Genomic DNA, 24,650 nt, shown 5'->3' with positions numbered 1-24,650 from the left:
ATAAAATTATGATTATTAAAACTTTAGTAGAAAATACATCAATATCAGAAGATTTTGGAAGTGAGCATGGTCTTAGTTTATATATAGAAACTAAGAAACATAAAATTCTGTTTGATGTTGGAGCAAGTGACTTATTTGTTAAAAATGCACAGAAGATGAATGTTAACATTTCTGATATTGATTACCTTGTTATTTCACATGGACATAACGATCATGGTGGTGGCCTTAAGACATTTTTTAAGTATAATAATAAAGCTAAAGTATTTATAAATGAAAAAGGCTTTGAAAAACATTATGCACTACGCAAAAATGGAAATTTAGAATTTATTGGTTTAGATGAAGAACTTAAGCAGAATAAACAAATTATTTTTACAGGAGAAAATTTCTCTATTAGTGATGGAATAGAAGTGTTTTCAAATGTTGTTCAAAAAAGACCAGGTCCAATATCAAATAGTACATTGTTTATGAAACAAAATGGAATATTAATGAACGATACATTTTCTCATGAACAGAATCTTGTAATAGAAGAAGATGGAAAAACACTTTTAGTAACAGGATGTGCTCATAATGGGATTGTTAATATAATGGAGCATTTTTATAATTTAAAAAAACGAGAGCCTAACTATGTTATAGGAGGATTTCATCTTTCAAGTCGTTCTCTTGGTAGTAGTGAACGCATTGAAACTACACAAGAAATAGGTAAATATCTTCTTAAGACAGATGTAAAGTACTATACATGCCATTGTACAGGTATAGAATCTTATAAAAGACTTAAAGATGTTATGGGAGAGAAAATAGATTATTTATCTGCTGGAAGTGAATTAAAAATTTAATAAGTAATACTTATTTATTAGCAAAGGAGATTAATAAAATGAGTGAAAATTGCGACCAAAATTGCAGTAGCTGCTCACAAGATTGTGCAGAAAGAAAAGAACAGAAAATTGATTTCTCAGAGAATTTAAATGAAATGAGCAGTGTCAAAAAAGTAATAGGTGTTGTTAGTGGTAAAGGAGGAGTTGGTAAGTCTCTTGTAACTTCAATGCTTGCAGTTACAATGAATAGAATGGGATATCATTGTGCTATTCTTGATGCAGATATTACAGGACCTTCTATACCAAAAGCATTTGGAATAAAAGAAAAAGCTACAGGTAGTGAATCATGCTTCTTCCCAGTACAAAGCAGTACCGGTATTGATATAATGTCTGTTAATTTACTTTTAGAAAATGACACCGATCCAGTAGTTTGGAGAGGACCAATTATTGCTGGTACAGTTAAGCAATTCTGGACAGATGTTGTCTGGAGTAATGTAGATTTTATGTTTATTGATATGCCACCTGGTACAGGAGATGTTCCACTTACAGTATTTCAATCAATACCTGTTGATGGAATTATTGTCGTAACTTCACCACAGGAACTGGTATCAATGATTGTATCTAAAGCTGTGAATATGGCTGAAATGATGAATATACCTATTATTGGATTAATAGAAAATATGTCATATTTTACATGCCCTGATAATGGCAAAAACTATAATATATTTGGAGAAAGCCATATTGAAGAAATAGCAGATAAGCATAATTTAAAAGTTTTAGCAAAAGTACCTATTGATCCTAAAATATCTGAAGCATGTGATAAAGGAATAATAGAAGAGATTAATCAAAATTGCTTTGATTCTGTAGGTAAAATACTTGCAGAAAGAATATAAAAATAATAAAAATGGAGGAAAATAATAATGATTAAAATTGCAGTAGCAAGTGAAAATGAAAGAGTAACAGGACATTTTGGACATTGTATAAATTTCAATATTTTTGAAACTGAAAATGGACAGATCACAAAATGTGATTCTATTCCTAACCCAGGACATAGACCTGGATTTTTACCAAACTTTTTAAATGATATGGGAGTTAATGTTATCATATCAGGAGGTATGGGAGAAGGTGCTGTAGATATCTTTAATGAAAAAGGTATTGAAGTTATTTTAGGAGCATCTGGTAATGCAAAAGATGCTGTAAATGAATATCTTAAAGGAGCACTTAAATCTACAGGATCTATCTGTCATGAACATCAGCATGAAGGTGAATGTGGAAAGTAAATTATTATAAGTGTTTAATTTCTAAAGATAAAATTATATTAAATATTAAAAGTAACATTTTAACTATAAAGCCTATAATCATAAATAAAACTAATGATTATAGGCTATTTTTTATATATCAAATTATTAATGTATTACAAATTTTAATTATTATTCTTTTAATGAAGAAAGTGATATTGATAAAAATTATGGTAAGATATATAATATGTAAAAAATAACTATTAGGCTGATGAAAAATGGAGGACATATTATGCATAATTTAATTGCACATGCTTTAGTTCAAAATAAAAAAGGAGAAATTCTTATAATTAGAAGAACACTTGTTGAAAGAGGCAAAAAAAATTTTGAGGCAGGAAAATGGGATATTCCAGGAGGAACTGTAGGTTCATTAAATATAGTTCTAAATTTGGAAGAACATGATGACTATAAATGGGTCAGTAAATCAGAAATATTAAAACTAGATGATAGCAAATTAGTTTCATATATGAAAGAAGCAGTAAAGTTATTAAAGTAATTTTACTGTTTTTTTATATAAATATTATTTTCAGATTTAATCATAGTACTAATTATATATTTATATAATTTACTGTATGAGTATTTCTATAATAAAGGCTACATAGTTTATATGTAAAAATAAATTAAGCAGGTTTTAATTTAGACAAAAATTATATGGTAAAGGGGATAGTATTATGTTAGAAAGCAGATGTCCAGTAACAGGAAGAATGAATATGGAAAAAGATTTTAAAGGCAAAGGAACAACTAATGAAGACTGGTGGCCAAATCAGCTTAAACTTAATATTCTTCGTCAAAATTCAGAACTTAGCAATCCTATGTCAAAGGGATTTAATTATGATGAAGAATTTAAAGAATTAGATTATTATGGATTAAAAAATGATTTATATAAGCTAATGACAGATTCTAAAAAGTGGTGGCCTGCCGATTATGGTCATTATGGACCACTTTTTATTCGTATGGCTTGGCATAGTGCTGGAACTTATAGAGTTGGTGATGGAAGAGGAGGCGGAGGACAAGGATTACAGCGTTTCCCACCACTTAATAGCTGGCCAGATAATGTAAATTTAGATAAAGCACGTCGTTTACTTTGGCCTATTAAAAAGAAATATGGGAACAAAATATCATGGGCAGACCTTATGATACTTACAGGTAATTGTGCATTAGAATCTATGGGATTAAAGACAATTGGTTTTGGTGGTGGCAGAGCAGACGTTTGGGAACCACAGGAGGATATTTATTGGGGCAGTGAAAAAGAGTGGCTCGCTGATGAGCGTAATGAAGAAGATGATAAAGAAAAACTTGAAAATCCACTTGCTGCTGTACAGATGGGGTTAATTTATGTAAATCCAGAAGGACCAAATGGAGTGCCTGATCCTGTAAAATCAGCTGATGATGTGAGAGTAACATTTCAGCGTATGGCAATGAATGATGAAGAGACTGTTGCGCTTATAGCTGGTGGACATACTTTTGGAAAATGCCACGGCGCAGCTTCTGCTTCATATGTAGGTAAAGAACCTGAAGCTGCACCTATTGAAGAGCAGGGATTAGGGTGGAAAAGCAGCTATAAAACTGGTAAAGGTCCTGATACTATAAGTACTGGACTTGAAGGAGCATGGAAAGCTAAACCTGTACATTGGACAATGGGCTATTTAAAAACATTATTCAAATATGAATGGGAATTAGTTAAAAGTCCTGCAGGTGCATATCAGTGGCTTGCTAAGAATGTAGATGAAGAAGATATGGTAGTTGATGCCTACGATCCATCAAAAAAGCATAGACCTATGATGACTACTGCTGATTTATCACTTATTTATGATCCTATCTATAGGAAGATAGCAGAAAATTATTTAAAAAATCCAAAAAAATTTGCTGATGATTTTGCTAAAGCTTGGTTCAAATTAACACATAGAGATATGGGACCAATATCAAGATACCTAGGACCAGAAGTTCCAAAGGAAGTTTTCATTTGGCAAGATCCAGTACCAAAAGCTAATTATAAATTGGTTAATAAAAAGAATATTTCAGATATTAAGAAGAAAATTTTATCTTCAGGACTTTCTATATCAGAACTTGTTAAAATAGCTTGGAAATCTGCATCAACATTTCGTATTTCGGATAAACGTGGTGGAGCAAATGGTGCAAGAATACGATTAGAGCCACAAAGAAATTGGAAGAGCAATGAACCAGAAAAACTTAAAAAAGTTTTAGATATATTAGAAAAAATTCAAATTGATTTTAATAATTCACATTCAAAAGGAAGAAAGATTTCTTTAGCTGATATAATTGTATTAGCTGGATGTGTTGGTATCGAACAGGCTGCTAAAAATGCAGGTTATAAAATCACGGTTCCATTTATTAAAGGGCGAACTGATGCAAATAAGGAGCAGACAGATATAGAATCATTTAGTTATCTTGAGCCTAAGGCAGATGGATTTAGAAATTATGTAAAATATGATAAGTATGCAGAATTATCAGATGAAATGTTAATTGATAAAGCACAACTACTAAACTTAACAATTAAAGAGATGACAGTATTAATTGGTGGCATGCGTGTTTTAAATACTAATTATAAAGAGTCAAAAGATGGAGTATTTACAAATAAGAAAGAATGTCTTACAAATGATTTCTTTGTAAATCTTTTAGATATGGATACTGTGTGGAAGAAGTCACCTGAATGCAGCGAAAGATTTATAGGTTTTGATAGGGAAACAGGAAAGAAAAAATGGACAGCTACAAGAGTTGATCTTATATTTGGATCAAATGCACAGCTTCGTGCAGTTGCTGAAGTATATGCATCAAATGGAAATGAGGAAAAATTTATACAAGATTTTGTATGCGCATGGAATAAAGTAATGAATGCAGACCGTTTTGATGTTCAGAAGGATTAATGTTATGTTAACAAATAGTAAAATTGTTGAATATTTGTAAAAATACATTAAAATTAAAGTAGAGGTGACTATATATGAAAAAGGGGGTAAAAAAAATTATATTTGGACTCTTATCAATAATCTTATGTATTTTTATTTATATGATAATTCCGTATTCACCAATAAAAAAAGAATATTTAAACAATGTTAAAAATTTTAAGCAAAGTTATCAGATGCCAAAATATAAAATTACAGAAAATGATTTAAAGGTGCTTCCAGAAGCTTTGCAAAAGTATTTTGTAAAAAATGGATATTTAGGTATAGAAAGTGCAAATGCTGTTAAGTTTGACTTTAAAGATGCTGATTTTTTAATTTCAAGAAGTAAGCCTAAGATAAAAATTGACTATGTAGTATATGATTTTATAAAAGAGCCTATAAGAATAGCATTAATTGATTCTAAAATGTATGGTATACCATTTCAAGGAATTGATTTGTGTAAGGATGGAGGGTGTTCCATGAAAGGTGTAATTGCAAAGCATATACCTCTTTTTAATGAATCTTATGACTTCATAGATGCCACATATTTATCGGAGTGTTTAATGCACCCAAGCCTTGCACTTCAAAAAAATATTACGTATAGACAGCTTGATGATTATAGTGTAGAAGCGACAATAAGAAAAAATGATAAAGAAACTACAGGTGTTTTCTATTTTAATAAATCGGATGAAATGACTAGTTTTGTTGCTAAAAAAAGATTCTGCAGTGATACAAACACTTATGAAAAATGGTCTGCAATTGTAGATGATTATAAAATAATTAATGGAATCAATATACCGACAAAATTTCAAGCAGTATGGAATTTTGAAAGTGATAATTTGATTTATTTTGATAGTAATGGAATGGAAATTTCATATACTTAAAATTAATTATTAAAATTATAAAGAGCCTTCACTGTTTTGCAGCGAAGGCTTTTATTGAATAGAATTAAGGGGGAATTTAGATGCCGTTATTTTAAAGAAAAAGATATATTATAAAAGCTGCATCTTCTATTAGTATATTCATCTTATGATTAAAATGTGATAAGTTATGATAAAACAGTATCTTGATAATGGTAAATTATATTGTTATACTTAGACATATAAAAAGAATATGATATTTTAGGTATTTTTATTTAAGGAAAATAGTGAAAATCTATTACAGCCCCCGCTACTGTAAATGGTGACAAAGCCATAAAAACCACTAAAGATGAATTTATCTTTGGGAAGGATGGCAGAAGGATGACCCATAAGCCAGGAGACCTGCCTAAAATATATGTATGATAACTTCGGAGGGAAGCTAACCATATTTAACGATATTTTTATTTTAATATATTTATAAAATTTCGCATTAATAAGGATAAATGTATTTTATCCGCTTTATTTTTATGCAGATTTATATTATTAAAGTGTGTATATTATTGAATATAAAAAAACCTCTACAGATATCTGTAGAGGTCTTTTATTTATAAATCAAGGAGGAAATTAAATGTTATTTAAAAGTAAAAAGTTTATTCTTGCAGCATCAGTTACGCTTAGTATATTAGTATGCTTATCTGGATGTGGAAAAGGAAAGAGTGCTGATGCATCATTATCGAAAGAGACAGAGGTAACAGATGTACAAACAAATATTGAACTTATTGAAAGTAAAGAACTTTCAAATGTTAAGGAAGATCAAATACCTGATGTTACAGATGTAAAATGGTCTTTTGGTCTTGAAAATACACAGCCTATAGTATCTAAGGATGGAAAGAATGTTTTAATTGTTGAAAAGGAAAAAATGACATGGTATGATATAGAGTCTAAAAAGGAAGTATGGAGTAATTCAACATATGGAAATGTAGGAAGCTATATAATAAGTGATGATAAGCTTTATCTTGCAGATAAATACTCATATAAAAATGAGAAGAAAGAGGCAAATATTATATGTCTTGATGTAAATACAGGTAAAGAGTTATGGAGATATAATGTACAGAAAGATCTTAAGCCTGTTACAGATAAGTACATGAAGGAAAATTCTAAGATTAGCATATCAGGAAGTATAAAAATGACAGGTGATGATGGAAATCTTTATGTATGCGCAAGTTCTTCATGGGATAATGATAAAGATAAGGATAAAGCTGAAGTTTTACTTAAGATAGATAAAGACGGTAATAAAATATGGCAGACAGAATCACATGGTTTCCCAGGAATAATGAGTATGAGCGAAATGACAGTATTCGATGGAAAAATTATAATGGGTAATTACAGCTATGGTGACGATAAAACTGGTCCTGCATTTGTAGGAGCATATGATATAAATACTGGAAAAGAAGCATGGCATTTTGATGTTAAAAATGATTCAGATATGGCGTATACTAAGACTACTAATGTAAATGTTGGGATTATAGGAGATAAAATTGTTGCTGTAGCAGGTTATGGAAGAGCGTTTGTATTAGATAAAGATGGAAATGAAATCAATCATTTTGATTTGTTTAAGCCTGAAAAACATGATGATATAAACTTATATACAGCTGTTTCACATGACAATGTTGAATTTGGAAAAAATGAACTTATAGTTTCTCCAAATAAGACATATCTTAAAGATTCAAGTGATTCTAAAGGAAAACTACCTGCTGAACATTCAGATGTAGGAGTAATTAAAGTATTTGATCTTGATGGAAATCTTAATTGGAAGTTTAGAACAGGTGGAACTGTTACTAATATTAAGACAAAAGGTGATTATTTAGTTTTAGGTACATGTCAAAATCAAGATAATTATGATTACAGCTATTGTGGAATTTATGCTTTTGATATTTCTAAAGATGGAAAAGGAAAAGAGATAGATACTGATAATAAAGATGCACTTGAAGGATATGTTGGATATTTTAATACAGATGGAGCAATACTTTATAATTCTGTAAATATTTCTGGTGATGGAAAAGTTATATGTGCAACAACTTGGCCAACAAAAGTAGATACAGAAAAACATGGAACACATAATTTATATACTCTTAAATTGAGTTAACAAAAGGGGCACGCTTGTGAATAAAAAAATTACTACATTATTTTTAATATTTTTAATAGTATTTTCTTCAATATTTTCTTTATCATACAAAACTGTATTTGGTTATGAAAATCTAATAAGCACAGATGAAGGAGAAAAGGCTAAAGATGATACTATAGATGTTAAAAAAGGATATGGAATATATAAAGTAAATATGGATGATGAAAAATTCCCATCTAAGGCAGAGTGGAGATGGGAAGGAGACGGAAGTGCATATGCATGTATAAAATATTCAGATAATAATGTTATATATTATCTTATGGGAGACAGTATAGCGCCTGAAATAAAAAAGTCTTCATTTATAGATAAAAAAGGAATTCCAAGAGTTATTGTGCCTAAAATATTAAGAGTTAATGATAAAGATGTAAGATTTAATTTTTTAGATTCATATTATAAGTATTTTGGAGAAAAAGCAGTTAATGTTGAAAGTATTACTTTTTATGTAAAAACTGATGATAGAATTATAATTAAAAATTTAAAGTTATCTTCTTTTAAAGACAGAATACCTAGTGATGAACTTGTTTCATTAGATGAAGAGAGTGACAATATTCACATTGATATAAATGTTCCAGAAGGAAATAGTAAAGATAGTTACATTATAGAAAATGAAAAAACAAATATAAAAATAACGTTAAGAGCACTTATAACAAAAGAGTCTTACGGATATTTAAAAATAAAAATTCCAAATGGCATGAAAATAATACCTGAAAAAAGTGATGGATTTGAGTATGAAAATGATAATGTTTTAAAAACTAAAATTCATGCATATGAGGGTTATTATGAAAAAAATTTTATACTGAGTGCTGAAAGTGCAGTTCAAGGAAGGCTTGAAACTGAAGCTTCTTTAGGAAATAATGTTAATAGTACGTTTAAGGATATAAACTGCATAAATTTAGATGATATAAAAAATAATGTATCCATATCAGATGATGGTGTTTATCCAGTTCAAAGTGATAAAGAGAAGGAAACTTTAAAAAAGGAACTTAAAAATAATATAAAAATAAAACAAAGCATAAGCGATACATTTCAAAGTTTTATAGGTAGAGATGAAAAATATGATGCGCCTGCAGGATATATGTGTGCAGACATTAATAATGCAGGAGAATTTGATTTACCTGTTCATATTAAGTTTTCTGTATTAGATGATAATGGAAATGAAATAAAATACTTTAGAGGAGATCAATTTGACAGGCAGGAGGGAGAAAATGATTCTGTTCCTGAAACAAATGTTGTACTTAAATCTTCTGATAGTTTAAGTTTAAAACTTCCTGTTTATGCAGATGGATTTTCTGTAAAACCAGGTACATATAAGGCTCAGTTTAAGGTATCAGTATATGGCTCTGATACTGATATCTTAATAAAAAATTTTGATCTTGAAGTGTATAAAGAGTCACAGTTTCAAAAAATTATTGCAGCGGTTTCAATTATACTTTCTATAATATGTGTTATTGTTTTTTCTTCAAAGCAGAAAAAGTGGCTTAATAATTTTATAACTAGTGAGATAATGTTTATTGCACTTTTTTCTGCTGTTAAATTTGTATTAGTTGATGTAACTGATTTTGTATTTTCAGATTCAATAAGAGCAATATTAGGACCTTTAGGGCCAGTAGAACATCTTATTACGGGAATCTTATGGGATGTAGTTAATTCTATGTTTGTTACATGTATGGTATGTCTTATACCTAAATGTGGTGTCATAATTATATCTTCAGTTGTAAGACTTATTTTAAAAGGTGTTGCATTTGGAAGCTTTAATCCAGTTTCAATACTTCTTATGATGTCATATGCAGTTATTGCAGAAGTGCTTTTATATGCTGCAGGATTTACGAGAGGAAAGAGAAAATTTGAAACTAAGGCAGGAGTTTTCGTTTTAGTAGGACTTATATTTGGATTTCAAAATTGCTATTCAACGTATACTTTTTATTACATGTGGATGTATCTATATAGGCTTTTCTATCCATCATGGTATATAAATATTAATGCGATATTCTCAATAATCTATTCAATAATAGGTTCAATTGGTGGAATATATTTATCTAAAAAGCTTAAGAAGGTGATGGACTAATGAAAAATGAATTTACTCAGGCAGAAAGAAATAACTCATTTTTTAGCAGACTTGATGTGAGAACAAAGCTTGTTATATTATGTTCATTATCAGTTATAGGAATGCTTCTTGATAGGTGGCAGGTGTTATTTATTTTATTTGTATCTATTTGGATACTTATAATTATTTCTAGAATTTCTTATGCAAAAATAAAATCACTTATTTTATTAAATTTTATCAGCATATGGGGTATAATATGGCTTCAAGCTATATTTTATGAGGCTTATCCAAGACACGCTTTATTTTATATAATTGCTCCAAAGTTAATAAGTGAGAATGCTCCGTTAATTGGAGGACTTTATGAGGGAGTTGCGATTTATTATGAAGGATTTGTTTATGGAATGATTCAGTCGCTTAGATTAGTTATTCCTATGACATTTGGACTTTTGATATTTTGGACTGAAGATCCTGTAAGAATACTTATAGGACTTAATAAATTAAAACTTCCATATACTATATCTTTTATGGTTATGACATGTATAAGATTTATTCCAATAACATTTTCGGAAGCGAAAGTTACATTTAATTCACAAAAACTTAGAAAATATAAGCCACTTACTTTAAAAGGAGTTATATTTCTATATGGGATTTATGATGCTGTTGTACATATTCTTGTACCACTTTTTGCAAACTGTATAAGAAAATCTGAAAATATGGCTAAAAGTGCTGATTCAAGAGCATTTAGAGCATATGATAAGAGAACGGAAATTAGAAAATTAGAATTCACATTTTGGGATAAGGCAATTTTAGCTTTGGTAATAATATTTATGATTATCATTATAATTTGTAAAATTCTTCTCTATTTTTCTAATAAAAATATTTATTATACTCATCTTTTGCTGCCTATGTACTGGTTTACTCGTAAATATTTGTAAAATTACGATTGAGGAGAAAATTTATGATAAGAATTGAGAATGTTTCTTATAAATATTATGGTAGAGAAAAAGCTGAATTAGAAAATATTAATCTTCAGATAGAAAAAGGTGAATTTATTCTTTTATGTGGTAGCACGGGGTGCGGGAAGTCTACTCTTTTAAAATGCTTAAATGGTATTATTCCACATGAAAGCAGAGGAGAGTTTACTGGAAACGTCTATATAAAAGATATGAATACAAGAAAATATCCTATACGAGTTTTATCTGAAAAAGTTGGACTTTTATTTCAAAATCCTGATGAACAGATATTTCAGACTATTGTATCAGATGAAGTTGCATTTGGACTTGAAAATTTATGTTTTCCTGAAGAAGAAATAAAAGAACGTATTATGTGGGCACTTGAGAAAGTAAATATGCTTGCCTTTATAGACTCACCAACAAATGCATTATCAGGAGGACAGAAGCAGAGAGTAGCACTTGCTTCTGTCCTTTCACTAAAGCCTGAAATTCTTGTACTAGATGAACCAATAAGTCAGCTTGATCCTAAGGGTGCACGTGAAGTTTTAAAAGTTGTACAAAATTTAAGAGATGAAGGAATGACAATAATTCTAGTTGAGCATAGACTTCATGAAGTTATTTCATGGGCAGACAGAGTTATAGTTATGGATAAAGGAAAAATATTTCTTGATGAAAAAGCTAAGAATATTGAGACTAAACTTGATGTTTTTAAAAATCTAGGATTAAGAATTCCAATAAAAAATAACATAGATTATCATAAAATATTTAAAAAATATAAGGATTCTAAACCTCAAAGTTTAGAAAATAAAAAGAAGGTTATAGAAGTTAAAAATCTTTATTATTCTTATGAGAAAAAGAAGAAAAAAAGAAAAAACAATATGGTTTTAAAAGGAATAGATCTTGATATATATGAGGGAGAAATCGTAGGAATATTAGGAAATAACGGAAGTGGAAAAAGCACTCTTATGTATCATATGGCTGGAATTTATAAACCTAGTGAAGGTGATATTATTATATGCGGAAAAAATACAAAAAAGACAAGTGCATATAATCTTGCAGGAACATGCAGTATATTATTTCAAAATGCAGAGCTTATGCTTACGTGTGATACAATATATGATGAGGTTTCATTTGGACCTAGGAATTTAAAGTATTCTAAAGAAAAAGTAAAAGAAATAACAGAAAATAAACTTTTAGAATTAGAAATAGAAGATTTAAAAGAATTTCATCCACAGTCAGTTTCAGGAGGTCAGAGACTTAGATGTGCAGCAGCATCTATACTTTCAATGAATCCTAAAATACTTCTTCTTGATGAGCCAACTAGCGGACAGGATATAAAACATATAAGAAAGCTTTTAAAATTATGCAGAAATCTTACATTTTCAGGTGTTACTACAATTTTTATAACACATGATTACGAAGTTGCTGTAAAATATACAGATAGATTAATTTATATAGAAGATGGAAAAATATCTATGAATGTAAAAACATCTAAGATAAGACAGGAAGAAAAAACAGTATAATATAAAGGATGACATTATGATAAATAAAACAATCAAAAGTAAAGATTTTTCTAATGGAAACATAATATATCAGATGATAAAACTTGCTGTGCCAATGACTTTGGCACAGCTTATTAATGTGCTTTATAACATAGTTGATAGAATTTTTATAGGGAAAATCCCAAATAATGCAACAGAGTCTCTTATTGGTCTCGGAATATGTTTTCCAATCATAACGATAGTTATTGCATTTGCAAATTTTATAGGTATGGGAGGAGCACCACTTTTCTCAATAGAAAGAGGAAAAGGTAATAGAAAAGAAGCAGAATATATATTAGGAAATAGCTTCATTCTTCTTATTTTTATAGGAATTTTTCTTACAATTTCTATATTTATTTTTAAAAGACCGCTTCTTTATTTTTTAGGAGCAGGAGAAAATACATATATCTATGCTGATTCATATATGTCATATTATCTTATAGGAACTATTTTTGTAACTATAAGTCTCGGACTTAATAGTTTTATAAATGCTCAAGGGTTTGGAAATGTAGGAATGATTACAGTTTTAATAGGAGCTGTTATAAATATAATTCTTGATCCTATTTTTATATTTAAATTCAAACTTGGAGTTGAAGGAGCGGCTATAGCAACTGTTATAGCACAGTTTTTATCAGCAGTATGGACTTTTTCTTTTTTAATAGGAAAACGTACTGAATATAAGATAAAAATATCTAAAATGAGACTCAGTTTGAAACGAATTAGAAGAATACTTTTTCTTGGATTTGCAGGTTTTATTATGAATGTAACAAATAGCTGTGTTCAAATGTCATGTAATATAAATCTTAAAATTTATGGTGGCGATATTTATATTGGAGCAATGACTGTAATTAATTCTATAAGAGAAGTTATTTCAATGCCTGTATGCGGTCTTACAAATAGTGCACAACCTATTCTGGGTTATAACTATGGAGCTAAAAAATATAAGCGTGTAAAAGAATGTATAAAATATATGTCATCTGCTTTGATAGTATATACACTCATAGCGTGGATAATTGTATTTGTTTTTCCATCAGAGCTTATTTCAATTTTTAATTCAGATGTTGATCTTTTAAAAGCAGGAGTACCATCTATGCATATATATTTTTTTGGCTTTTGTATGATGGCATTACAATTTTCTGGACAAACTGTATTTTCGAGTCTTGGAAAATCAGGGAGGGCAATATTTTTTTCTATTTTTAGAAAGATAATAATAGTAGTTCCTTTGATTTTTATTCTGCCAAGGATAGGCAATCTTAGAATAGTAGGTGTTTTTTTAGCAGAACCTATTTCAAATTTTATAGGCGGAATAGCATGTTTTACTACAATGATTTTGACTATTTATAAAAAACTTTAGATATATTTTAGATAAAATAAAAAAAGCTAAACAAATATGGTTTAACTTCATACTATATATATAGTTACAAAATGGTGCGAGTGATGGGACTTGAACCCATAAAAACCAGCCTCTGATGCTGGGATGTCTGCCAATTGCATCACACTTGCAAAATATAAATACATTATACTATTAAAAATACTAAAATTCAATTTTTTAACAGAATATCCACTAAAAATAAACGTTGACAAAAGGAAATTTAGGAATTATTATTGATATAAAATACTCTTTGCACTGCATTAAAATCTACAGTACAAACTGAGCAAGCAAACAATAGATTTTAGTCTATTGTTAGCCGGGCCCGTTAATAAATGGCAACAGATTATGTTATATATATCTGTGGGACAGTAGTTTACTATTATGTTCCACAGATTTTTTTTATCTAAAAAAGGAACAAATTGCATGTGACACAGAGCTATCTTACACAATATATTGTTATTATGGAGGTAACCGGTATGGAACAAGAAAAAAATAAAAGAAAAAGCGCATATGAAAAAGAAATTGCGATGAAAGTGTCCTTTAATAGTATTGTTGTAAATACAATATTATCAATATTTAAGCTTTTGGCTGGAATATTTGCATCATCTGGAGCTATGATTTCAGATGCAGTTCATTCTGCATCTGATGTATTTAGTACTTTTATTGTAATTATTGGAGTAAATATTGCTAATAAGAAGTCTGATAATGAACATCAATATGGTCATGAAAGAATGGAGTGTATTGCATCTATAATTCTTGCAGCAGTACTTTTAGGTACAGGCCTTTGCATTGGATATCAAGGTATTAAAAAAATAATTTATAGAAATTATATTGATATAGCAATACCAGGCATACTTGCACTTATAGCTGCAAGTATATCTATTATAGTTAAAGAATGGATGTATCGTTATACAAAGAATGCGTCTAAAAAAATAAATTCAAGTGCACTTATGGCAGATGCATGGCATCATAGATCAGATGCACTTTCATCTATTGGAGCACTTATAGGAATTTTAGGATCGAGAATTGGATTCCCTATTTTAGATTCTGTTGCGAGTGTTGTTATTTGTATATTTATAGTAAAAGCATCATATGATATTTTTAAGGATTCAGTAAATAAGCTTGTTGATAAATCATGTGATAAAAAAATTGTAGATTCTATGAGAAAAGTAATATTAAATCAAACTGGTGTATTACGTATAGATGATATAAGGACAAGAATATTTGGGAATAAAGTATACGTAGATATTGAAATAGCAGCAGACGGTAATAAATCTTTGATTGAAACACATAAAATAGCAGAAAGTGTTCATCATATAATAGAAAATGATTTTGGAAATGTAAAACATTGTATGGTTCACGTAAACCCATATAAAAAGTAAATATTGATATAAATTTGTAGAAAAAATTATTATATTGACAAATAATCAATTGAAATATATAATAATTAATATTAGTAGCGAAGTAGCAGTCATATAATGGCTGCCTTTTTTTATATAATTTTAAATAGGTATTTGGAGATGATTTGATGGGGAAAATTAGATTTTTTGCTGAAGGTGATTCAGCTATAATGGTCCAGTTTGATGATAAAATATGTAATGAAACAAATTTTAAAATTAGAAACTTTGTTCAGGCACTTAATGAAAATCCTATAAAAGGAGTAACTGATGTAATCCCTACTTTTTGCGCCGCTTTAATAAATTATGATCCACGTTTGACTAAATATAGTGAAATTAAAGAAAAACTTCAAAAATTATTAGAGATTAATGTAGAAGCAGGAAATGTAAAAAAGAGAATAGTAGAGATACCAGTATGTTATGGAGGAAAATTTGGACCAGACATGAAAAGAGTTGTCGAGCATACGAATCTTACAGAAGATGAAATAATAAAAATTCATTCACAAAAAGATTATCTTATATATATGCTTGGATTTCTTCCGGGATTTGCATATCTTGGTGGGATGGATAAGAGACTTAATACTCCAAGACTTGAAAATCCAAGATTAAAAATTGAAAGAGGTTCTGTAGGTATTGGTGGTGTTCAAACAGGTATATATCCTTTAGAATCACCAGGAGGATGGAATATAATAGGTCTTACTCCAGTAAAGCCTTATGATAGTAATAAAGAAAATCCATTTATATATAAGGCTGGAGATTATATTAGGTTTATACCTATTTCTGAAGAAAGGTATAAAGAGATAGAATTACTTTGCGAAAAAGGAAAATATGAATGCAAATGTATAGAAGGAGAGATGTAAGTTATGGGTGTACGTATTTTAAAAGCAGGTCTTTTTACTACGGTACAGGATCTTGGTAGAAATGGTTATCAGAATGTAGGTTTTCCTGTATCAGGAGTTATGGATAGACGTTCGTTTAGACTAGCAAATATGCTTATTGATAATCCTGAAAATGAAGCTGTATTAGAATTTGCATTAATAGGTCCTACTCTTGAATTTACATCAGATACGATAATATCAATAACAGGAGGAGATTTTACTCCTTTAATTAATGATAAAGAAGTATCGATGTATACGGCAATTTATGCACATAAAGGTGATGTATTAAAATTTGGATCTTCAAAAACAGGAAGCTATGGATATATAGCTTTTTCAAGCAGATTAGATATTCCTGTATTTATGGGAAGCAGATCTACATATGAAAAATGTTCAGCAGGAGGATATAAAGGAAGAAAACTTCGTGAAGGCGATCATATATGGTTTAGAGTAAAGAAAAGATATATTCCTTACTTTTTATCACGTCATTTAGAAAAAGAAGATTTCAGTTCAAATGAAATTACATTAAGAGTTGTGATGGGATCTCAAGATGATTTTTTTACAAACGATGGAATAAAAACTTTTCTGTCAGAGGAATATAAAGTAACATCAGATTTCGATAGAATGGGATGTAGGCTTGATGGAAAAGAGATTGAACATAGAAATAGGGCAGATATTATATCTGATGGAATGGTGTTTGGATCAATTCAGGTTCCAGCACATGGAAAACCTATAATAGCACTTGCAGATAGACAGACAGTTGGGGGATATACAAAGATAGCTACAGTTATAAGTGTAGATATACCAAAAATTGTTCAATCTAAAGAAGGAGATAGAGTTCGTTTTGAAAAAGTAACTGTAGATGAGGCGCAAAAGATTTATATTAATCAGCTTAGACAATATGAAAAACTTAGAAAAGAGATTCATGTTCCGTGTAAGGAAGTATTAAAACCAAGAGTAGCATCTCAAAGAATAGAAAAATTATTTAGTTAAAAGTTTAAGGGGGAATAGAAATGGATATAGAAAAGATCAAAGAATTATGTAAATTAATGAAAGAAACAGGATTATCAGAATTGTCACTTAAAGAAGGCGTTGATGAAATTAAGATGTCAAAGCCAAAAGAAACTGTTAAGATATCAGATAATATAGAAACAGATGAAAAAGAAGATCAAAAAAATGAAGATAATGATGAGGATTTATATATTCATTCTCCTATTGTAGGAACTTTTTACTCATCTTCATCACCAGAGACAACTGCATTTGTTAATATTGGAGATAATATAAAAAAAGGACAGACTGTATGTATTATTGAAGCTATGAAGCTTATGAATGAGATTGAAGCTGAATTTGATGCTCAAATTGAAGCAGTGCTTGTAAGTAATGAACAGAAAGTTGAATATGGTCAGCCTCTATTTAAAATAAGAAGAATATAGGAGGGTGTTTAATGTATAATAAAGTATTAATTGCAAACCGTGGTGAAATTGCAGTAAGAATAATAAGAGCGTGCAGGAATATGGGTATAAGATCTGTAGCTGTTTATTCAAAAGCTGATAAAAATGCACTTCACGTAAAACTTGCAGATCAGAGAGTTTGCATAGGTGAGCCTGAAGCTAAAGATAGTTATTTAAATATGGACAGAATAATAAATGCTGCAATAAATATGAAAGCAGATGCAATTCATCCTGGATTTGGATTTCTTTCTGAAAATAGTGAATTTGCAAAAAAATGCGAAGAATATGGAATAGATTTTATAGGACCCTCTTCTAAAATAATAGATGAAATGGGAAATAAATCTAACGCAAGAAAGACAATGCTTCAAGCTGGAGTCCCTGTTGTACCGGGAACAAAAGAACCAGTTTACGATGGTAACGAAGCTCTTAAAAAAGCTGAAAAAATAGGATTCCCTATTATGATAAAAGCATCATCAGGTGGTGGTGGTAAAGGAATGAGAGTTTCATATTCAAAGGATGATTTTTTGTACCAATTTTCTAATGCACAACATGAATCTGCGAGTGCATTTGGAGATGATACTATGTATCTTGAACGATTTGTAGAAAATCCAAGACATGTAGAAGTACAGATTATGGGAGATAAATTTGGAAATGTTATTGCGTTAGGAGATAGAGATTGCTCTATTCAAAGAAATCATCAAAAAATGATTGAAGAATCTCCATCACCAGCAGTTGATGATGTTACTCGTGAAAAAATGATAAAAGTAGCTATCCTTGCTGCAAAAACTGTTAATTATTATAGTGCAGGTACAATAGAATTTATAATGGATAAAAATAGAAACTTTTATTTCATGGAAATGAATACAAGAATACAAGTTGAGCATCCAGTTACAGAAATGGTAACAGGTGTTGATCTTATAGAAGAACAGATAAGGGTTTCAATGAACGAAAAGCTTTCGGTAAAACAGAAAGATATTAAAATAACTGGACATGCAATTGAATGTAGAATCAATGCAGAAATGCCTGAGAAAAATTTTATGCCAAGTGCAGGAACTATAAAAGCACTTCATCTTCCAGGAGGTAATGGTGTAAGAGTTGAAACAGCATTATATACAGGATATAAAATTCCTCCAGATTATGATTCTATGATAGCTAAAATTATAGTTCATGGCAAAGATCGTGAATCTGCAATAAGAAAAATGCTAACAGCTTTAGAAGAGACAGTTATTAGTGGAATTTCAACTAATATGGATTTTCAGTACCTTATATTTAAAAACCCAGTTTTTTGCAAGGGCGATGCAGATACTGGATTTATTGAAAGTCTTTTAAATTATAAGGAGTAATTAAAAAAAGGGGGCAATAATTATGGATTTAGTTCATGCAAAACCAAGTAAAGTGAGAGAAATGATTAGAAGAGGTGAGATAACTACACCTACATCAGGAATGTGTGCAGGATATGCTCAGGCTAATCTTGCTATTATGCCAAAAGATATAGCTTATGATTTTCTTCTTTTTACACAGAGAAATCCAAAGCCGTGTCCTATTCTTGAAGTTACAGATGTAGGAAAAAGAACATTGAATTATATTGCAAAAGATTGTGATATAGCTACGGATTTTCCTAAATATCGTATATATGAAGATGGTATTTTAAAGGGAGAATATACAGATGTAAAAAAGTTTTGGAGAGATGATTTAGTAAGCTTTTTAATAGGATGTAGTTTCTCATTTGAATCTGAACTTATAGAATCTGGAATAGAAATGAGACATAATACTATGGGGTGTAATGTACCTATGTATATTACAAATATTGATACTGTTCCAGCTGGAATATTTAATGGTAAGATGACTGTAAGTATGAGACCTATTCCATATAACAAAATAGTTAGAGCTGTGACTGTGTCGAATACAATGCCGAGGGTACATGGTGCACCTATTCATATAGGAGATCCTTCTGTTATAGGAATTAAGGATATAAATAAGCCTGATTTTGGGGATAAAGTTACAATAAAGCCTGGAGAAGTACCTGTATTTTGGCCATGTGGTGTTACACCGCAGTCAGTCCTTATGAATGTAAAACCTAAATTTGTAATAACACATGCACCAGGTCATATGCTTATTACAGATATTAAAAATATAGATTTAAAGTAGGAGTATGGTTAATAATGATAAAAGTAGATTTAAATAGTGATCTTGGTGAAAGTTTTGGAAGATATTCTCTTGGATCAGATGATAATATAATACCACTTATTTCATCAGCAAATGTTGCATGCGGTTTCCATGCATCAGATCCAGTTGTAATGAAAAACACAATAAAACTTGCTAAAGAAAGTAACATAGGAATAGGAGCTCATCCAGGTTTCCCTGATTTAATGGGATTTGGAAGAAGAAAAATGGATATTACTTCTGAAGAAGCATTTTCTTATACTATGTATCAGATAGGCGCTCTTTATTCATTTTGTAAAAGTGAAAAAGTACGTTTATCTCATGTAAAGCCTCATGGAGCTTTTTATAATATGGCAGCAGAAGATTATGATTTATCTAAAGCTATATGCGAAGCAATATATAAATTTGATAAAAATATAATACTTCTTGGAAGATCTAACAGTATGCTTATAAAGGCAGCAGAGGATACAGGTCTTAAAGCTGCAAGTGAAGTATTTGCAGATAGAGCTTATGAAGAAAATGGAGCGCTTGTATCAAGAAAAAAATCGGGTGCAATGATCACAGATGAGGATGAAGCTATAAAAAGAGTTATAAGAATGATTAAAGAAGGAAAAGTTAAATCAATCACAGGAAAAGATATTTCAATAAAAGCAGATTCAATTTGTGTTCATGGAGATGGACAAAATGCTCTTAATTTTGTTAAGAGAATAAGAAAAGAACTTACAGATGAAGGCATAAAGATATGCAGTTTATCTGATATGTTTTAAAGATAAATAAAAGGGGGAAACAGTAATGAACAAATTTATAGAAAAATTAAAAAATATTGGACCGGGGGCACTTGTTGCAGCAGCATTTATAGGACCAGGAACGGTGACGACGTGTTCAAAGTCAGGGGCAAGCAGTGGGTATACACTTTTATGGGCAATACTTTTTTCAACAATTGCGACAATTATATTTCAGGAAATGGCTGCAAGACTTGGAATAGCTACTCAAAAAGGACTTGGGGAAAATATAAGAGAGAAGATAGTAAATCCTATACTTAGAGTGATAGCAGCAGTTATAGTAATTGCTGCCATATTTGTAGGTAATATTGCATATGAAACAGGTAACCTTACTGGTGGAATAATGGGTATAACAACAGTAATACCAAATTTATCAGCACATATAGTAGCTTTTATTTTAGGAATTTTAGCATTTCTTTTATTATGGTCTGGAAACTATAAAAAAATTGAAAAGATGCTTACAGCGTTAGTTCTTATTATGAGCTTTGCATTTATAGGAACTGCTATTGCTTCAAAACCTGATTTTATGGCAATTATAAAAGGATTATTTACTCCAAAAGCTGGTGCAAACGACTGGATGACAGTAGTAGGATTAATAGGAACAACTGTTGTACCTTATAATTTATTTCTTCATGCTTCAAGTGCAGCAGAAAGATGGAAAGATAAAAGTGAAATAAAAAATGCACGAATTGATACTGTTATTTCTATAGGACTTGGTGGAATTGTTTCTATGTGTATAATAATTGCAGCAGCTGCAAACTGTCAGGGTATGAATATAAATAATGGTGCAGATATGGCTGTAGCATTAGAGCCATTAGTTGGTGTAGGAGCTAAATGGTGTATAGGAATAGGACTTTTATCAGCAGGATTTTCATCAGCAATTACAGCACCTTTATCAGCAGCATTTGCTACTCAAGGAATACTTGGAATGAAGAGAGATATGAAGAATTTCAAATTTAAAATTGTGTGGATAATAGTTTTAGTATTTGGTACTGTTTTATCAGTGCTTGGTCAGTCAAGTCCAACTCAGCTAATATTAGTTGCTCAGGCAGCCAATGCGATAATACTTCCAATAATGGCACTTTTCCTTATTTATTGTGTAAACAGCAAAAATCTTGGTCAATATAAAAATGGGCTAATTAATAATATATTAGGAATCATTATAATTCTAGTTACAGTAGTAATATGTTTTAGAAATATGACAAGTTTTATTTCTTCAGTACAGAAATTATTAGGTTAGATATAATTAAAATTTAATAAAGATTTTATAAATAGTCTTTCCTAATTTGTTATATTTGGTATATTATTAAGAATGGAAAAAAGATTAGGAGAGTGCTATTTTATGAAACAAAGATTAAAAATATTAATACCATTTTTATTAAGTCTTATAATAATGATAAAAAGCTGGCTATTTTTATCAATGCTGAGAACTGATGGAGCAAGTCATTTTGATTTACACAACATATATTTTACAATGCCTGCGTATTGGGCACATATTTTAATGGCTATAATGCTCGCATCTATATGTTTTTTATTTAGAAATAAAAAACAGATTACCTGTTTTATAATTATTGATATACTTATTACAATAATTTTATTGCTTGATATATGGTATTTTAGAACAAATGCAGGTTTTTTATCGATTAAACATTTACTTGGACTTCGTATTTTTAATCCTGTAGAAAAATCTATAATTAATTTTAGATTAATAGATATTGTATTTATAATAGATTTTATTATATTTATAATATTATATATTTTGGGAAGAAAAAATAATTCATCATTTGGTATACATGGTTGCTGCAAAATACATCCAATAATATTAACAGTTATATTAATATTATCAACAATTATAATAGCTTTTACTCATAATACTGTTGATAAAAATGATAGTAGCAATTACATATTATTTAAGGAGTCATGGGCTCCATTTCAGCAAATGTCAAATATGAGCCCTATAGGTTATCATGTATATGATGTTTTTGAAACTTTAACAACAAATGAAAAAACCGTTCTTAATACTGAAAAAGCATCACAAAGTGATATAGAGGATATAGATAAGTGGTTTGAAGAAAATAAAGAAGATCTTAAAGATAATGAATTTAAAGGAATATATAAAGATAATAATGTTATATATATTCAGGTTGAATCTCTTGAAAACTGGGTTATTAATGAGAAAGTATATGGTCAGGAGATAACTCCAAATTTAAATAAATTATTAAATAATAGTTTATACTTTGATAATATATATCATCAAAACAAGACTTCATTTAGTGCTGATGCAGATCTTATGGCGAATGCATCAATTCTTACTTCTAATGGAAGACCGTTTTATGATTATCCTACTGTAACATTAAATTCTATGGCTAAAGTCCTCTCAAAAGAAGGATATGAGGCAATATCAACTCATCCTGAAACTGCAGGAGGATGGAACTGGGCAGAATCTCATAGAGGTGCACTAGGTGTTAATAACATTTGGACAGTTGATGATTTTAATATTGATGAAAAAATAGGACTTGGAATATCAGATGGTTCATATTTAAAACAGGTTAGTGAAAAGCTTGAAAAGCTTAATAATCCATACTATGCTTTTCTTGTTACAATAAGTAGTCATGGTGATTTTGATATACCAAAACAGTATAGATATTTAGATTTACCAGAAGATTTTGATTCAACTATAGCAGGATCATACTGCCAGGCAATACGATATACAGATGAGCAGATTGGGAAATTTATTGAGTCTTTAAAAGAAAATGGAAGCCTTGATAATACTACAATAGTTATTTATGGAGATCATACAATACTTCATAGATGTTATAAGAATCAAATTGAAGAAATGAGTATAGATGGACCATGGAAAGCTGATGAGGAGAAAATACCTCTTATTGTATATAATCCAAAGACAGAAGGTCAGGTAATTGAGAAAAATGGAGGACTCGTTGATGTAATGCCTACAGTATTATATCTTTTAGGAAATGATAGGCAGGATATAGAAAAGACATGTATGGGAAGAATACTCGTTAATACAGATAGAGATTCTACAATTGTATTTACAGGAAAGATAGCTGGAGATCCAAAGACAGATGAAGAAAGACAGCATTTAAATGATGCTTATAGTATAAGTGAAAAGATATTTAGAAATAATTATTTTAAGGTTAAAGGATATTAAAAAATAATATATGAATAAAAAGGTGTAGCACAAAATAAAGTGTTACACCTTTTTTATTAGATCTTATATTTTAAATAAAGTAAATTTTAATATAATAATACTTTTTTAATTTTTTTGTCAAAATAGCAGTATAGTATTAGTTTTAAAATTTTAAATGAAGAAAGTTTTAAGATTATGAGTTAAAATCAAGATAAAGTTAGAGAAAGAAAGAGAGATAGTTTATGGAAAATATTAATGTTTTAAAAAAAGAAGATATAATTGAAGGATTAAAAAAATGTGGTTTAAAAAAAGGGCAGAATGTTTTAGTTCATACGTCTTTAAAAAGCTTTGGATTTGTAATAGGAGGAGCTGAAACTATTATACGTTCTCTTTTGGATACTGTTGGAGAAGAGGGAACAGTAATGATGCCATCACAAACATGGAAAAATTTAGATCCAGAAATAGGTGTTCACTGGGAAGTACCAGAAAAGTATTATGATGCTATAAGAGAAAACTGGCCTGCATATGATAAGGATGTTACACCTGCAATAGGAATGGGAGTTGTATCAGAACTATTTGCAAAATGGCCAGGAAGAAAACGTTCTGATCATCCTGCAAGATCTTTTGCAGCTGTAGGAAAAAATGCGCAGCATCTTACAGAAAATCATGATTTAAGGAATATTTTTGGAGAAGGTTCACCACTTTCAAAATTATATGATTTAGATGGATATGTTCTTCTTTTAGGAGTTTATTACAACAAAAATACATCATTTCATTTAGCTGAAACTAGAGCAAATTATAAAAATAAATTTGAAAGTACACAGCATAAGTTGATTTTGCAGTAAAATATATAGAAAAAACAAGAGTAT

The 24,650-nt window shown here is 29.7% G+C and carries 21 protein-coding genes, 1 tRNA gene and 2 riboswitches; of the genes, 21 read left to right on the top strand and 1 reads right to left on the bottom strand.

Annotated elements, in window-relative coordinates:
• The first annotated feature begins 8 nt into the window (after nt 1-8).
• From MTX53_RS11435 to MTX53_RS11385, 11 genes are all read left to right on the top strand, one after another.
• Nucleotides 9-833 carry an MBL fold metallo-hydrolase gene (locus MTX53_RS11435; protein WP_244833909.1) on the top strand — a complete coding sequence of 275 codons (825 nt, stop codon included), beginning with the start codon at nt 9-11 and terminating at the stop codon, nt 831-833.
• 38 nt (nt 834-871) lie between these two features.
• Nucleotides 872-1,705 (top strand): Mrp/NBP35 family ATP-binding protein, encoded by an 834-nt coding sequence (locus MTX53_RS11430; protein ID WP_244833908.1) that lies wholly within the window; start codon nt 872-874, stop codon nt 1,703-1,705.
• Nucleotides 1,706-1,732: 27 nt separating this feature from the next.
• A complete protein-coding gene (locus MTX53_RS11425; RefSeq protein WP_244833907.1) occupies nt 1,733-2,092 on the top strand; it encodes a NifB/NifX family molybdenum-iron cluster-binding protein in 360 nt (119 codons plus the stop codon).
• 250 nt (nt 2,093-2,342) lie between these two features.
• Nucleotides 2,343-2,606 carry an NUDIX hydrolase gene (locus tag MTX53_RS11420; RefSeq protein WP_244833906.1) on the top strand — a complete coding sequence of 88 codons (264 nt, stop codon included), beginning with the start codon at nt 2,343-2,345 and terminating at the stop codon, nt 2,604-2,606.
• Between the two features lie 175 nt (nt 2,607-2,781).
• Nucleotides 2,782-4,995 carry a catalase/peroxidase HPI gene (katG, locus tag MTX53_RS11415; RefSeq protein ID WP_280527246.1) on the top strand — a complete coding sequence of 738 codons (2,214 nt, stop codon included), beginning with the start codon at nt 2,782-2,784 and terminating at the stop codon, nt 4,993-4,995.
• A gap of 74 nt (nt 4,996-5,069) precedes the next feature.
• Nucleotides 5,070-5,894, top strand: coding sequence for a DUF6544 family protein (locus MTX53_RS11410; RefSeq protein WP_244833905.1), 825 nt, complete (start codon nt 5,070-5,072; stop codon nt 5,892-5,894).
• Between the two features lie 222 nt (nt 5,895-6,116).
• Nucleotides 6,117-6,295: riboswitch (cobalamin riboswitch) on the top strand.
• Nucleotides 6,296-6,498: 203 nt separating this feature from the next.
• Nucleotides 6,499-8,016 carry a PQQ-binding-like beta-propeller repeat protein gene (locus tag MTX53_RS11405; RefSeq protein WP_244833904.1) on the top strand — a complete coding sequence of 506 codons (1,518 nt, stop codon included), beginning with the start codon at nt 6,499-6,501 and terminating at the stop codon, nt 8,014-8,016.
• Nucleotides 8,017-8,032: 16 nt separating this feature from the next.
• Nucleotides 8,033-10,120: an MptD family putative ECF transporter S component gene (locus tag MTX53_RS11400; protein ID WP_244833903.1), complete on the top strand. Its 2,088-nt coding sequence runs from the start codon at nt 8,033-8,035 to the stop codon at nt 10,118-10,120.
• Nucleotides 10,120-11,034, top strand: a complete 915-nt coding sequence (locus tag MTX53_RS11395) for an energy-coupling factor transporter transmembrane component T (protein WP_244833902.1) — start codon at nt 10,120-10,122, stop codon at nt 11,032-11,034. The genes MTX53_RS11400 and MTX53_RS11395 overlap by 1 nt, the downstream gene beginning before the upstream one ends.
• Nucleotides 11,035-11,057: 23 nt before the next feature.
• A complete protein-coding gene (locus MTX53_RS11390) occupies nt 11,058-12,575 on the top strand; it encodes an ABC transporter ATP-binding protein (RefSeq protein WP_244833901.1) in 1,518 nt (505 codons plus the stop codon).
• Between the two features lie 16 nt (nt 12,576-12,591).
• Nucleotides 12,592-13,947 (top strand): MATE family efflux transporter, encoded by a 1,356-nt coding sequence (locus tag MTX53_RS11385; protein WP_244833900.1) that lies wholly within the window; start codon nt 12,592-12,594, stop codon nt 13,945-13,947.
• A gap of 72 nt (nt 13,948-14,019) precedes the next feature.
• Here the strand turns inward: MTX53_RS11385 and MTX53_RS11380 are convergent.
• Nucleotides 14,020-14,096, bottom strand: a tRNA-Leu gene (locus MTX53_RS11380).
• A gap of 138 nt (nt 14,097-14,234) precedes the next feature.
• Nucleotides 14,235-14,336, top strand: a riboswitch (NiCo riboswitch).
• A 105-nt stretch (nt 14,337-14,441) separates the two neighbouring features.
• Here MTX53_RS11380 and MTX53_RS11375 point away from each other — a divergent pair.
• The 10 genes from MTX53_RS11375 to MTX53_RS11330 all read left to right on the top strand — a co-directional run bounded on the left by MTX53_RS11375 (nt 14,442) and on the right by MTX53_RS11330 (nt 24,626).
• The gene (locus tag MTX53_RS11375) at nt 14,442-15,347 is read left to right on the top strand and encodes a cation diffusion facilitator family transporter (protein WP_244833899.1); all 906 of its coding nucleotides are present in this window, start codon (nt 14,442-14,444) and stop codon (nt 15,345-15,347) included.
• A 146-nt stretch (nt 15,348-15,493) separates the two neighbouring features.
• Nucleotides 15,494-16,222, top strand: coding sequence for a 5-oxoprolinase subunit PxpB (gene pxpB, locus MTX53_RS11370; protein ID WP_244833898.1), 729 nt, complete (start codon nt 15,494-15,496; stop codon nt 16,220-16,222).
• 3 nt (nt 16,223-16,225) lie between these two features.
• Nucleotides 16,226-17,230, top strand: coding sequence for a biotin-dependent carboxyltransferase family protein (locus MTX53_RS11365; protein WP_244833897.1), 1,005 nt, complete (start codon nt 16,226-16,228; stop codon nt 17,228-17,230).
• A gap of 20 nt (nt 17,231-17,250) precedes the next feature.
• On the top strand, nt 17,251-17,670 hold the full coding sequence (gene accB, locus MTX53_RS11360; RefSeq protein ID WP_244833896.1) for an acetyl-CoA carboxylase biotin carboxyl carrier protein: 420 nt from the start codon (nt 17,251-17,253) through the stop codon (nt 17,668-17,670).
• Between the two features lie 11 nt (nt 17,671-17,681).
• The gene (gene accC / locus MTX53_RS11355) at nt 17,682-19,031 is read left to right on the top strand and encodes an acetyl-CoA carboxylase biotin carboxylase subunit (RefSeq protein ID WP_244833895.1); all 1,350 of its coding nucleotides are present in this window, start codon (nt 17,682-17,684) and stop codon (nt 19,029-19,031) included.
• Nucleotides 19,032-19,053: 22 nt separating this feature from the next.
• Complete coding sequence (locus MTX53_RS11350; protein WP_244833894.1) at nt 19,054-19,836, top strand: putative hydro-lyase; 783 nt, start codon at nt 19,054-19,056, stop codon at nt 19,834-19,836.
• A 14-nt stretch (nt 19,837-19,850) separates the two neighbouring features.
• Nucleotides 19,851-20,618 carry a 5-oxoprolinase subunit PxpA gene (locus MTX53_RS11345; protein ID WP_244833893.1) on the top strand — a complete coding sequence of 256 codons (768 nt, stop codon included), beginning with the start codon at nt 19,851-19,853 and terminating at the stop codon, nt 20,616-20,618.
• Between the two features lie 25 nt (nt 20,619-20,643).
• On the top strand, nt 20,644-21,873 hold the full coding sequence (locus tag MTX53_RS11340; protein ID WP_244833892.1) for an Nramp family divalent metal transporter: 1,230 nt from the start codon (nt 20,644-20,646) through the stop codon (nt 21,871-21,873).
• Between the two features lie 102 nt (nt 21,874-21,975).
• Nucleotides 21,976-23,802: an LTA synthase family protein gene (locus MTX53_RS11335; RefSeq protein ID WP_244833891.1), complete on the top strand. Its 1,827-nt coding sequence runs from the start codon at nt 21,976-21,978 to the stop codon at nt 23,800-23,802.
• 221 nt (nt 23,803-24,023) lie between these two features.
• Complete coding sequence (locus tag MTX53_RS11330; protein ID WP_244833890.1) at nt 24,024-24,626, top strand: AAC(3) family N-acetyltransferase; 603 nt, start codon at nt 24,024-24,026, stop codon at nt 24,624-24,626.
• Nucleotides 24,627-24,650: the final 24 nt, after the last annotated feature.

Origin of the sequence: Clostridium sp. BJN0001, from assembly GCF_022869825.1 — a bacterium.
Classification (GTDB): Bacteria; Bacillota; Clostridia; order Clostridiales; family Clostridiaceae; genus Clostridium.
Note: the sequence above shows the minus strand (reverse complement) of the source record. Positions and strands in the feature narration are given on the sequence as shown.